General features: G+C 56.6%; 14 protein-coding genes. 3 read left to right on the top strand and 11 right to left on the bottom strand.

Going from position 1 to position 12,731, the window contains the following annotated elements; translation table 11 throughout:
- Positions 1-2: 2 nt before the first annotated feature.
- From AC1MEA_RS03300 to secF, 4 genes are all read right to left on the bottom strand, one after another.
- Complete coding sequence (locus AC1MEA_RS03300; protein WP_219063430.1) at positions 3-308, bottom strand: metal-sensing transcriptional repressor; 306 nt, start codon at positions 306-308, stop codon at positions 3-5.
- A gap of 132 nt (positions 309-440) precedes the next feature.
- Entirely contained in the window at positions 441-1,289 is an 849-nt protein-coding gene (locus AC1MEA_RS03295) for an FTR1 family iron permease (RefSeq protein ID WP_449636122.1), read from the bottom strand.
- Positions 1,290-1,310: 21 nt separating this feature from the next.
- Positions 1,311-1,664: a cupredoxin domain-containing protein gene (locus AC1MEA_RS03290; protein WP_449636121.1), complete on the bottom strand. Its 354-nt coding sequence runs from the start codon at positions 1,662-1,664 to the stop codon at positions 1,311-1,313.
- 174 nt (positions 1,665-1,838) lie between these two features.
- Positions 1,839-4,388, bottom strand: coding sequence for a protein translocase subunit SecF (gene secF, locus AC1MEA_RS03285; RefSeq protein ID WP_480916705.1), 2,550 nt, complete (start codon positions 4,386-4,388; stop codon positions 1,839-1,841).
- A 151-nt stretch (positions 4,389-4,539) separates the two neighbouring features.
- On the opposite strand from secF, the gene AC1MEA_RS03280 reads away from it, so the two are divergent.
- Both AC1MEA_RS03280 and AC1MEA_RS03275 read left to right on the top strand, forming a co-directional pair.
- A complete protein-coding gene (locus AC1MEA_RS03280) occupies positions 4,540-5,205 on the top strand; it encodes a response regulator transcription factor (protein WP_480916704.1) in 666 nt (221 codons plus the stop codon).
- Entirely contained in the window at positions 5,195-6,622 is a 1,428-nt protein-coding gene (locus AC1MEA_RS03275) for a sensor histidine kinase (RefSeq protein WP_480916702.1), read from the top strand. Before AC1MEA_RS03280 ends, AC1MEA_RS03275 begins: the two co-directional genes overlap by 11 nt.
- 35 nt (positions 6,623-6,657) lie before the next feature.
- On the opposite strand, the gene AC1MEA_RS03270 is transcribed toward AC1MEA_RS03275, so the two are convergent.
- Complete coding sequence (locus tag AC1MEA_RS03270; RefSeq protein ID WP_480916701.1) at positions 6,658-7,401, bottom strand: hypothetical protein; 744 nt, start codon at positions 7,399-7,401, stop codon at positions 6,658-6,660.
- 516 nt (positions 7,402-7,917) lie between these two features.
- On the opposite strand from AC1MEA_RS03270, the gene AC1MEA_RS03265 reads away from it, so the two are divergent.
- A complete protein-coding gene (locus AC1MEA_RS03265; RefSeq protein ID WP_480916700.1) occupies positions 7,918-8,394 on the top strand; it encodes a WbuC family cupin fold metalloprotein in 477 nt (158 codons plus the stop codon).
- 51 nt (positions 8,395-8,445) lie between these two features.
- Here the strand turns inward: AC1MEA_RS03265 and AC1MEA_RS03260 are convergent, their stop codons facing one another.
- From AC1MEA_RS03260 to AC1MEA_RS03235, 6 genes are all read right to left on the bottom strand, one after another.
- Complete coding sequence (locus tag AC1MEA_RS03260) at positions 8,446-10,161, bottom strand: SulP family inorganic anion transporter (protein WP_480916699.1); 1,716 nt, start codon at positions 10,159-10,161, stop codon at positions 8,446-8,448.
- A gap of 105 nt (positions 10,162-10,266) precedes the next feature.
- Positions 10,267-10,518: a hypothetical protein gene (locus tag AC1MEA_RS03255; protein WP_480916697.1), complete on the bottom strand. Its 252-nt coding sequence runs from the start codon at positions 10,516-10,518 to the stop codon at positions 10,267-10,269.
- A gap of 301 nt (positions 10,519-10,819) precedes the next feature.
- Complete coding sequence (locus AC1MEA_RS03250; RefSeq protein ID WP_480916696.1) at positions 10,820-11,080, bottom strand: hypothetical protein; 261 nt, start codon at positions 11,078-11,080, stop codon at positions 10,820-10,822.
- 150 nt (positions 11,081-11,230) lie between these two features.
- On the bottom strand, positions 11,231-11,482 hold the full coding sequence (locus tag AC1MEA_RS03245; RefSeq protein ID WP_219063444.1) for a hypothetical protein: 252 nt from the start codon (positions 11,480-11,482) through the stop codon (positions 11,231-11,233).
- 239 nt (positions 11,483-11,721) lie between these two features.
- Positions 11,722-11,949, bottom strand: a complete 228-nt coding sequence (locus AC1MEA_RS03240; protein WP_219063445.1) for a hypothetical protein — start codon at positions 11,947-11,949, stop codon at positions 11,722-11,724.
- A 333-nt stretch (positions 11,950-12,282) separates the two neighbouring features.
- Entirely contained in the window at positions 12,283-12,723 is a 441-nt protein-coding gene (locus AC1MEA_RS03235) for a DUF411 domain-containing protein (RefSeq protein ID WP_480916694.1), read from the bottom strand.
- Between the last annotated feature and the right edge of the window lie 8 nt (positions 12,724-12,731).

The following is a 12,731-nucleotide window of genomic DNA, read 5'->3' as shown; positions in this document are numbered from 1 at the left end:
GCCTACAGGTACTTGGTGATTTGCTTGAACTCTTCCAGTGGCGCGCGGGCCCCATTGGCAAGTGCGTCCACGGTGTGTTCCAGGCAGTGATCGATGTGATCCTGAATAAGCGTTCGCTTGGCCTGACAAACCGCTTTCTCAACGGCGTGCAACTGCTGGGCGATATCCACGCAGGCCCGCTGATCTTCGATCATGGTGATGATGCTGCGCAGATGACCCTCGGCCTTTTTGAGCCGCTTAACAATCGCATCATGAGTCTGGTGCGTGTGAGGGTGAGGGTGCGTATGAGGGTGTGAATCGTCGCTCATGGCGATGGGCGTCCTGGTTCAGAGTGTCGGCATAGTATCCCCCCGGGGGGGATAAAGTAAGCCTGCCGATAAACCCTGGAAATGCGAGGACGCTGTGTAAACGGTGAATCGGTGTTCTGATGGAGAACCGAATCAGGTAAGGCTTGAGTCTGTATTTTTAAGCGGGAGAGACTTCTTGTTGGGGCGACCTGATCGTCGAACCAGCGCCGTGATAATGATCAGCGTCGCCAGATACGTCAGCACCTGAATCCCCGAAGGTTGGGCGCTATAACCGATGAGGGTGTGTAGCATTTTGCCAACGATGCTGCTTTCTTTCAGCAGCCAAGAGCTGTCCCACAGTGTTTCACCCAGCGCAGGCAACCAGTTGGCACTGACCAGAAAGGCGACTCCCTGACTCGCCATGCCCGCCGCCAACAGGATGATCATCCCGTTTGTCACCTTGAACAGATGACGCATCGCGACGCGTAGCAATCCGAAGTAGAGCGCAATACCCATTGCCACGCCGCTGGCGATGCCCAGCAATCCGCCCATTAGCATTTGCCAGGTCTGGTTTGGGTCGCTGGCCGCGATCCCGTACAAAAACAGCACGGCTTCGGACCCTTCGCGCAGCACAGCGACAGCCACGACGATGGCCATCCCGCTTAGCGCGCGGTCTCCACTGCTCACGGCTTCACCAACCTGGGTGAGCTGCACCGCCATTTCGCGCCCGTGCTTGCTCATCCAGATGCTGTGCCAGGCCAACATCAGCGCCGCGATAAACATGACGCCAGCGTTAAACAGTTCTTGCCCGGCACCGGAGGCCCAAGCGCTGATGGCGTCCGCAAAGACCGCCACAAGGCTTGCGCCCAGAATGCCGCCCACAACGCCCCACGCCACCCAATAACCTCTGCGGTACACGCCTTTGGTGGCGGCGAGGATGATGGACACCACAAGCGCAGCTTCGAGGATTTCCCTGAAAACAATGAGCGCTGTCGATAGCATGGGGTTTACTCCGAAAGTGGGTTATTTAACGATCAACCGAGCTTTCGAAATGCTTTCTTTATATTCGTCATGAAACTCATAAGTGCCGGCTTTCAATGGGCCAATGAAAAAGCTCACGGTTTTGCCTCCGGTCACCAACTTGCCACCTTTGAAGTCATCGCTCATAAATTCGGCGGTGGTTTGATCACGGTTTTCAAGGGTGACCTTGACCTTCGTGTCGGCAGGGATTTCCAACGGATTCGGTGTAAACAGATGGTCTTTGATGACCAGTGAAACCTCGGCGTCAGCGGCGAGTGCGGGCTGTGCCATGGAAATAAAAGCGAGGGCGGCGGCAGCGCTGACAGTTTTGACCAGACTGGAAATACGAAGTTGCATGCGTTTGATTCCGTTTAATCATTGGATCTCGGCAATATGACGCCACATTTGTAAAAAATACGTTCAGATCGCGTGAAAAAAACCTTAAAAATGGGCGGTTCGTCTTTGCTGCAGCGCTCCCCTGGCCAAGGGGGGCGGCAGCGCTGACGCATTGAGGGCTTCGTTTCAGAGCGATCAGTGAGTGGTTTTACTGTCGATTTTGGCGAGCAGGGTTGTCAGGGCCGAGGCGCAGGCTTTAGGGGCCGGGCTACCGGAGCGCAGTTGCGACAAGGCCCGGTCGATGGACTTATCCACAGCGGTCCAGTCACTGGGGCTCATCGGTTGAAGCTTTTCTTCGCCTTGGTCCCAGGCCGTTTCCAGATCGGTAATGCGTGAACGTGCAGCGCTCATGTCACCGGTATTGACCAGCGCAGAGGTGTCCACGACGATTTTGCGGTAGGCGGAGAGATCGCCCAGAGGACCGCCAGCAGGGCTCACTCGCGCCGCGACCTGGCCTTGTTGGCTTGCGAACTTGGCGATCAGGGTTTGCAACGCTTCATCAATGGCGGCCTTGTCCGGGGTACCGGAGCGCAATTGCACGAGGGCTCGATCAATGGATTTATCCACCGATGTCCATCCTTCCTGGCTGCGTGCCTGAAGTTGCTTGGCTGAGGCGTCCCATGCGCTTTCCAGGTCCTTGATGCGGGCTTTCCCTCCTGCGATGTCACCGGCTTTTACTTTGCCGAGGGTGTCGCTGGCGATGGCCGAAAATGACGAGAGGTCGCCCAGAGATCCTGTGGTTACTAGCGTTTGAGCGCTTGGCGATGCTTGAGGGGTGAGTGTCGGTATCCAAAACCAGCCGCCCAACCCGATGACGCCCACGGCCAGCAGGAGGCTGAGAAAGGGGCGCGACGTCAGACGGGGAATGGTCGAGCGTTTATCGGGGCTGCGCAGGGACCGACTGTGCAGCGTGACCCAGAGGGCGCTGGAGATGAAAATCGACGACACCGCGCCACACATCAACCCGATCACCAATGCCAGCGAGAACATTTGCAGCGGTTCGCAGGCGAATAAATAAAGACTGCTCGAGGCCATCACCACGGTCAGCACTGTGTACAGGGAACGCCCCAGGGTTTGCGCGATGCTCTGATTGACCATGCTTAACAAGGATGCTTCGTCTGGGGTTTTGGTCCGTTTGAGGTTTTCGACGATGCGCCCGAAGATCACGATTTTATCGTTCAGCGAGTAACCGATGATGGTCAGCAGCGCGGCAACGTAGGTCACATCGATTTCGAACTTGAAGAGCGCGAAAACTGCCGAGACAAATAGAAGGTCGAGAATGATCGGAAGGACGGTGGCCATGGCAATGGCCCAGGAAAACCGAAGCCCGATGTACAGGGTAATGCTGATGAATGCGGCCAGGACTGCATAGATCGCGCGGGTTGCGAAGTCGCGTGCGATGCCCGGGTCCGCCGTATTCTCTTCGTACTCGACCTTCTGATATTTTGCCTGGAAGGCTGAAATCACCTGCTTCAACTCAGCGGGCTTGAGAACTTCATCGAAGCGGGCCGCTATGTGTTCGTTCTGCGTACCACCTACCGCGAGCGTCGCCGGAACGATCCCGGCAGCGGTCATGATCTGTGTGGCCTCGTTCTGGGTTGTCGGGCGATCAATATCGATATCCAGCGCAGTGCCGGCCGTGAAGTCGATATCAAGATTGAGTCCGTGCGCACGGTAGTACAGCGCACCACTGGCGATGGTCAGCACCGAAAGAAGGATTGCTGTTTTGCCGAATTTCACGAAGTCGAAAAAGTGTTTGCGCGCTTTGCGCGGCTTGCCGCCACCGATCAACCAGGCCTGTGGCAACCAACCCGAATCCACCAGCCACAAGGTCAGCGTGCGCACCAGGAAATAGTTGGTGCAAATACTGATCACGATGCTTGCCAGCAAGGTCAGCGAGAACCCCTGGATCGGCCCGATGCCTGCGGCAAACAATGCGATCATCGCCAGTGCAGTGACCAGATTGGCGTCGCGAATGGTCGGGAATGATCCATTGAAGCCATTCACTACCGCTGTTCTCAGGTCATGACCCCGCGCGAGCTGCTCGCGGGTGCGTTCGAAGCAAATGATGCTGGCATCCGCCGCCATGCCGATCCCCAACACAAAGGCGACCACCGCAGAAAGCGACAGGGTCGCGTGTGATGCGTTGAACAGAATGATCAGCAGCCACAGGTAGACGACGGTGCAGAATGCGGCGATCAGCCCGGCCCCTCGGTACAGCACCAGCAGCAAGAGGAAGATACAGGCGATGCCGATAACTCCTGCGGTCATGGTTTCAGCCAGAGCCGTCTTGCCAAGGACACTCCCGACCGTCTGGGTGTATTTCTCGGTGAGTACCGTCGGCAGCCCGTGGGTGTCGCCCAGCAGTGAGCGCGATTCATCCGCTGACGTCAGTCCCGCCAGCTTCACGCGAATGTGATCGTCACCCTCAAGACGGATATCAGGCTCAGACATGCCAATGCTGTCGGCCCGTTGGCGCAGGATGTCGACGGTCTTGAGCACATCCTGTTTGGACAGCGTCTGTTCGCCTGGCTGCGGTGTCACAACGTAGTAAATCTCGTAACCGCCGCGAAACTCCAGGCCGAATCGCACCTTTGAAGCAAGGGGCGCGAACGACAAACTGATCAAGGTGGCCAGCAGGCCCACCAGCAGCACAAACAAAATGCGTTGTTTCGATTGAGTCATGATCGTTGTACCCAGACATGCGTAATTGCCGGGCAGTCTATTGAGGTGCGAATGAATGGATCATTAACGATAGAAAACGACGCAAAGCGGGCTACTTTATGGCTAAGTGCGAATGCGGTAGCGTGTCGCGAACGATAAGGCGAGGTGATCAATGAAGGCGCTTGTGGTCGAGGACAATGTACTGCTCGGCAAGAGCGTCAGGCGTGGTCTCGAAGAGGGAGGCTGGGTCGTCGATCTCGCCCTGGATGGCAAGGAGGCACTTTATTTCGTCGAGTCCAGCGAGTACGACGTGATCGTGCTCGATTGGATGTTGCCCAAGTTGTCGGGCTTGGATTTCATCAAGACGGTGCGTGCGCAGGCAAGAGAAGTGCCCATCATCATGGTCACCGCCAAGGGCGATTTGCGCGACAGGGTCGAAGGTCTCGATCAGGGGGCCGATGATTATCTGGTCAAGCCTTTCGACATGGTCGAGCTGATTGCCCGGGTCAACGCGCTTTACCGGCGATCCACGGCTCGTGGGGCAACGCTACTGGAACTGGCAGGCCTGAATATCGACCTCGCAACCATGAGCGTGACGATCAACCAAACCCCCTTGGTGCTGACGGGCAAGGAATATGACTTGCTCGTGGCGCTTGCCAGTAAAGCCGGGCAGTTGGTCAAACGCACGGCTATCACAGGATTGCTGTACTCCCTGGACATGGAGCCGGACAGCAATAGCCTTGATGTGCTGCTCGCGCGCCTGCGCAGAAAACTGATGGGGTCGGGCGTAGAGATTGAAACCTTGCGCGGCAAGGGGTTCACGCTTCGTGTGGCTTAAGCTTTCGCTGAATATCAAAATAACGATTACGTTATTCGTTGTGCAGGCGAGCGTGTTGGCGCTGAGTGTCCTTTGGTTGAGCCATTGGGTGGAAGCGGCTCGGCTGGATGAGTTGCGCCATCATTTGGATACTCAGTCAGACGTCATCGAGGCGCTGATCCTCCCCGAGGCAGGTCAACTGGTCTATCAGCGCAGCGGCGAGTTTGCGCAAGAGCTGGATCGTGACCGTGACGTCTATTTTATCGCGGGGGACGAAGCAGGCCCTCCGATGTTTGAGTCTCAGGGCCCCCCTGAGAAAATCCGCAACACCTTACGCCAGCGCATGACGACCTTGAAGGTGACAGGCGAAGCATCCCGGTTGCTGACCACTGAGTTCGGCAAATGGCTGGTTCAAAGCGGGCAGATAGAGCGTCAGTCCGGGGCGGCCACGCTTCAGACGACGGTCACGGTGGCCCTCAATGCTCAGCCCGTGCTCGACGCAGTGAGTGAATTCAAACGGCTGGCCACTCTGGCGGCGATGGGCATTCTGCTGCTGACGGCACTGGGTAGTTTTCTGGTGGTGTCGTATTCCACACGAAACCTGCGCAGTTTTTCGCGGCAGTTACGCTTGCTCAAACCCCCTGAATTTACTCAGCGCGTGGTGTTTACACCCCATTCAGCAGAGGAAAAGCTGCTGTTCGACAGCTATGCCGAGATGGTGCATGCGGTGCGCACGGTTCTGGAAAGCCAGCGTCTGTTTATTGCTAACGCGTCTCATGAGTTGAAAACGCCCATTGCCGCAGTGACATCTGCATTGGAGGTTATTCTCATGCGCCCCCGTGAGGCGCAAGACTACGCAGACACTTGTCGAGATGTTCTGGCGGAGATGCAGGTGTTGAAACGGTTGTCGTCGGCACTAATGGACCTGGCACGACTGGACGAAGCCCAAATCGCCGGGATCAATAGTGAATGTCGGCTGGATGATGTCGTTCGCGTGGTAGCCGCCCGTTGGCAGCGACAGGCTCAGGCCAAAAATGTGGCGCTTTCGGTGCAGATCGACGCAGACGCGCGTTACGAGACGCCCGGCTCGCTTGAGCAGTGGGAAGTGGTGCTTGGAAACCTGGTCGACAACGCGATCAAGTACACGGCGACGCAAGGTCATGTGCGGGTGAAGTTGAGCACATCGCCGGACGGCGGTTGGCAGTTGTCGGTCGAAGACGACGGTATAGGGATGTCATCGACGGATCTGGAGCAGTTAGGGCAGGTCTTCTTCCGAGCGGATACTGCGCGCTCGGATGGAAGCTCATTCGGCCTTGGTTTTGCCCACGCCAAGCGCATCGTTGAACAACTGGGCGGGAAGATGAGTGTGCAGAGTGTCAAGCATTCGGGCACCTGTGTGACGTTATGGCTGAAGACATCGCACGTGCTGGCCGGCTAACCCCTGAGCGCACCAGAAACACCGCTCCTGACCACTCACATCGGCACGGGTTGATTCGGCTTGATATAGGCAACTGATCGACGTATCCGCTCGGCGAGGGAGCTGTCTGCATGCTGGTTGTGGTAGTGAAAAATAGCGGTTGCGCGCAAGGCATTCGCATCAGCCGGCAGATTGGTGTGCAGCGAACGGTAGCCCCAGAACAGGTAAAGGTCGCCCGGTCGCATACGGACTCGGGTGAACCGCTCGGGGTGGTTCGCGTACTCTTTTAGCCGCCGACGCTGTGCCCAGCGGTTGTCGACGCGCAGCTTGTCGAGCAGGTTAAAGGCATAGGTCTTCCGGAGGGGGCGGTGGTTTGGCAGCATGATTAAATCGCCAGGATTATCCGGCATACAGACTGGCATGATGGTGGTCAGCACGAAGGAGTCATAGTGGAAAATCGAGGACTCACGTTGACCTTGCTCGCCGGTCAGGCAACGCAACACCTGGTACAGACGCTGCTCGGTTGAATGCTCCCCCGTCGCGGCCGTAACGATACGCTTGCATAGATCGACGAAGTACGGGGAGCGGCCCCATTCGTCCAGAAGCGAACCGGCAACGGCTTGGTGCCCGGTCAGGGCAACATAGCTGTTACCCGCCGCTACGACGGCCTCTGTGGCCAGGTTCTGTAACTCGGTCAGCTCTGCGCTTGTGGCCCAGCCAGGTAGCACGGCATAACCGTTGATATTGATAGCCTCGATGAGAGACTTTATCTGTTCATCTGAAAACGTTGTGTATTGCATGGCTACATTCCCGACTTTCTTGAATATAGAAGGGGCGTTAGCAGGCACTCATCACAACATGGATAACGGCGTTGGGTGATCGCCCACTCTCGCGTGGGTAGCGCACGGTTGATAATGCCGAGGGCACGTTTAATAGTGCGTCGATTCGTTCAGCGCTTTTAAACTATTCAATTACCGGTGTAGCAAAGCTTGTCGTCCGTGAGAACAGAGGCCACACCGACCTTCCAGATAACGCGCAATCCGTCGTCTGGCAGTTACTCTTTGAGGCAACCCACGTGCATCGCCGTTTTATAGGCGTGCTCACGGATCCAAAATCCAGAGTAGCAGCTACTAAACATTACGCTGGTCGTGCCGAAAAATATTTTTGCGTTGAGCTGCACGCACCGTAGCTTGCGTGCGCGATGGCTGCTGAGTAGTGTCTAATGGCCTTCTCACACGCCCTGGCAGATGATGCCGCTTTTGTGCACGCAGGCGGACGGGGCCACAATCACGTTTTACCTCTACCGGTAACCTCAAATGAAACAGATCACCCCGGCTGACCTGGACGCGCTAGGTGCCCAAGCCCAGCAATCCCAGCGCCTGCGCGCTAACCGCAACCTGCACGATGAACTGGCTGACCCGATCCAGCGCCTGGCTATCGCCATGGAGCCAGGCACGTATGTGCGTGCCCAGCGTCATCCCCATACCTGGGAGTTGCTCTATCCTTTGCGCGGTCGGTTTGTGGTGTTGAATTTCGACGACGCGGGTACCGTCACCGAGCGCGCGGTATTGGGCGAAGACTGCGCGGTACTGGAAATTCCCGCGGGCTGCTGGCATGCAGTGCTCTCTCTGGATGAGGGCGGCGTGATCTTTGAAGTGAAGCACGGGCCGTATATGCCCGTTGCTGAAGCAGACTTTGCCGCGTGGTCCGGCGCCGAAGGCAGTCCCTTGGCGGCCACGATTCTGAACGGCTATGCCACGGCGCAAATCGGTCAGCGTCTGCCCGGCCTGTAGGGTGCGAGTGCGGCCACGGGTGACCGTACAACTGCCTTTTCAGCGCAGCAACTAGAGCGCCGGTTCATTGTTCATAGCATCCAGTGAACTGGCTTTTGCCCCGGAATAGAGTTCCTGCGCGACCCTGACCACATCATCCACGCTCAGCGCACACAGCATATCGATGGGTAGCCCCGGAATCTCTGCTCGAACCAATACCTGTTGCACCCGGGTTTTTAAACGGGCGAGCATCAAGTGTTTGTTCTGGTCGAGGACCACTTTGCAAAAATCCTGTAACGCTTCCACGCTTGAACTGTCCAGGTCCGGTGACTCTTCCAGGCTCAGGATAACGGTGTGCACGCTACCGCCAGCGACCGTAATGTATTTTTGTACCTGCGCAAACACCCGCTCGGCATTCGCAAAGAAAAGACCGGTGTGTGGGCGCAGGATCAAAATACCGGGGACTGCTTGCGCCTCTGGATGAAGGGTTGTGCTGACGAAATCATGGCCATGATTGAGCTGGCCAAGGATGGTCACTGATGACTCGGACAACCGGCGCAACAGCATCACCAGGCTGACAGCGATGGCGGCCAGCAAGCCATCCAATACCCCTAGTAACAGCACGGCCAATACCGCAGCAATGACGACCAGTCGGTCGCGGTGCAACGTGAAATAAGGAGTAAAAGTCGAAGGGCGAAGCGTATGGCTGACGGCATGCACGACAATCGCCGCCACCACCGGTTCTGGGGTCAGGGCGATGGTCGGCAGAAGCGTCATCACGATGATCAAGAGCGCAAAGGCCGCAGACCAACCCGCCAGTCGCGATAAAGTCCCCGATGCCTCGTTTGCCGACGTCGCGGAGTAACCGGCGCCCACCGGCATGCCGTGGAAAAGTCCAGACACCAGGTTAGCGGCGCCGAGGGCAAGTAAATCCCTGTTGGGCGAGACACTGTCACCATGCTTCATCGCAAAACTGCGGATCGAACTGTAGGACTCTGCGTAGAGAATCAGCACCATGGCGATACTGAGCTCTCCTACTCGTAACCATTCTGTATACAGCAGCGTCGGGACCGTCGGTGCGGTCAGTTGCAGGTTTATGGAGCCGACCAGGCTAATGCCATACTGCGAAAAATCCAGCCATTCACCGGCCGTGATGCCGATGACAATCACCAATAGCCCTCCGGGCAGGTGTGGCACACGGGCAAACAAGAACAGCAGCAACCACGCAGCGACGGCCACCGCCACGGCGGCCCAGTTCCATGATCCTGTCTGACTGAATAATTCGGCCATGAATCGGATAAGGTCAGTGTGCTGGGGGTGGACGCCAACCACGTGAGCGATCTGCTTGAAAATAATCACGATGGCCAGGCCGAAGGCAAACCCGCGCAAAACCGGTTTGGCAATAAAGGCTGACATGCTGCCTAATCGTGCCAGTCCCGCAACCGTGAAAAACAGACCGGTCAGCATGACCAGGGCGACGGCAATGACCAGCCGGAGCGTATTGTCCGGGCCCGCCATCGTCGCGGAGGCAGCTGCCAGCACGGCGGCAGACGATGACGTTGCAGAGACGATCGCGAAGCGGCTGGTGCCGATCAAACCGTAGCAAACCAGTCCGGCAAACAGGGCGATGACCCCGGCCTGAGGCGCCAGATTAGCAATGCTTGCGTAAGCGACTGCCTCCGGTAACAGCAATCCCGCCAGCGACAAGCCGGCAATGATATCCAGCCAGGACACACGGTCGATCAGTTTTGTTTTGACAGGCCCGGACTGCGGGCTTGGTGTTGACATCGGTGTCGCCTCGATCACGTCGCATGGGCTCTGGTCCCGGATAAAAAAACAACCTGGGTTTACTCTTCTAATCAGGCTAAACGTACTGCCCCATTGATGTATCGATCATAACCACGATTCGACAACACGGCGGTCCAGCTCTTCCCAGTCAGCCATGCCCAACACCCTGGTCGTATTAAGGCCTCGCAAGTAGCCCCTGAGCTGATTGGCCGATGCGCGCAGGTCGTCAGACTGGACGTTATCGTCGTGTAGAGCCTCTTCGTAGAGGCTCAGGTACTCGGCAACCCGGTCGCGATACTCCGGCAACACTGCCTCGCGGATCCGGTCAAAGGTTCGCAGCTTCTGATGGGTATTCACGGTGACATCCTTGCTGAGTTCGAGGGCTGCTGCCTGGGTGGGAGGATCAGATTTTAATGTACCTCATGCGAGGTCGCCTACTGGACATGTAGTTGAGTAAAAAGGGAAAAAGAGCTCAGGTTTACTGCGTCCGCAATAATATAAACAGCGGCGGGCATCATCAACCGTGCCTTGCGCGCTCACTGTTCTCTACTGACTAAAAAGGCCTACCTTTAGGTAAGCCCTTTTTAGTGCGGGTGTCCGCAGTGATTCGTAAGGTATGAAAGGCGAGAGAACAGAATGAGTTATTTTATTCGGTCATTCATCGGAGGCGCGCCGGGGGATTCTCGGCGCTCGCTTCGGTCATGTTTTTTATCCGGCTTTCGACCATGCGACCGATCTTCGAGGCGAAAAAGTCTGCCCTGCGGCTGATCGGCAAAATAACCCCGCAAACCTTGTCACTTGCTCTCAATGAGCTGAGTGTTCTTTCGTTAGCGCTCAGGCTCGAAAGGGCCTCACGCAATTCAAGTAGATTTGCGATCATTTGTGGCAGCGGGTCGTCATGGGGACGGAGTTTGCGCATGGTTGATTCTCGCGGTTGAGCCCCTAGCATACCCAATGTCAGGGGCCTACCCGATATCAGGCGATGACCGGGGCGCGAGGCAAGCTGCCAGTGTGCCATTCAATGCTGCTAACAGAGAGGGCAGAATGATCATTTGCCAAGCATTGCCGCTTAGCGATAGCTGAACAACGCACCCCGCTTGGTCAGCCGTATGTGATCCGCGGCGACGAGCAGCAGGCCAAGCGGATCACTTAGGCGGCCGTAGGTAAAGTCGCCAGAAATCATATCGAGCTGAATCAGATCCCTCAAGCCCATAAGGTTTCGCTCCGAGTTGCCCATCAGGGCAAGCGAAGACCTGAATTCGGCAATCGAGAGCTGAGAAATCAGGGATTGGAGCAGCGCGGAGTTGTTTTCGATGTACATGGAATGACCCTGTGTGCACAGCGAACAGAGTGGAACGCCATAAACGTAAGAAGTCAGTGAAGTCGGTTCGTTCAGTCTATTTGGATTTAAGCCTCCAGGCGGTACCTCACGGGTCCCTCCGCAAATCGTCAGCCCTTCGCCCTACGCCCTCGGGCGTTAGGCATCTCCGTATGCTTTGGAGGCCTGCTTATACTAAGTCGCGATAAATTATCCCGACTAAAAACATGAATCACGCCACCTTACTCGGCTTTATTCCTGACGATCCGTCCAGACTTGATCTCATCGACATAGGCTTTTAATCGGTCTGAATCCTTGTATAAGCGATTCATCAGGTGCAGCACCGCAACAACATCCACATCGTTAATTCGCTCGGCGAGCCGACTGATTTCGCCTGCCGTTTGCTCCAGGTTGCAGGCCACATTATTAAGGTCGCGCTTCAATTCTTGCGCTGACTTCTTGATTCCCACGATAACCCCCTAAAAAAACGTCGCGCCAAGAGCCCGCTACGGTCCCGTGATCGCCTTGTACTGCTTCTGACGCTCATCATAAGGCAAGTGCTGCTGCATAAGCGTCTGGATTGGGATTCAGTCAGACCTTGCTGCGATTAAATCCCGGTCAGCATTCGCGCCAACACCCGGACTTGCAGCTCGCCTGTGATCGGGTGGGTATCAGAAGAGACCGCACTCCACTCGACCTTTCAGTCAGGTTGGCAAGGGCGGTCAGGCTTGCGCGGAGATTGAACAGCGCTTGTTATCTGGCAGCTCCAACGGACGCCATGTGTTCAGCCCCAAAGGTCATCGTCAATTGCCGGGGTAATCCGCGATCACCCGATCAGTGCCGGAGTCAGTCAGACCTATCACCTGATACGGCTGTTTGGTCGAGCCATACTCCATGCCGGGCGAACCCGATACCATACCGGGCACCGCGACCCCAACGAGGTCGGGCTGATTCTTCAGATCGAGGATCTGTGCCACTGGCACATGCCCTTCGACGAACTTTCCGCCAATCATCGCGGTATGACAGGAGGCCAGGCGCGGAGCCACGCCGAGGCGCTGTTTGACTTCACTCATGTTGGGTTCGACATGGTCGAGCACGCTAAAGCCATTGGCTTCAAGGTACTTGATCCACTCCTCGCAGCAGCCACAGTTAGGGTCGCGGTAAACGTCGATGACCTCAGCGGCTTGGGCTGCTCCGGCCATGAAGAGTGCAGTAAAAACAGCGATACGAAGCTTGGTATTCATGGGAGTTC

The sequence above is a fragment of the Pseudomonas sp. ASL8 genome (genome assembly GCF_056680355.1).
This window is presented reverse-complemented; position numbering and strand designations above follow the sequence as displayed.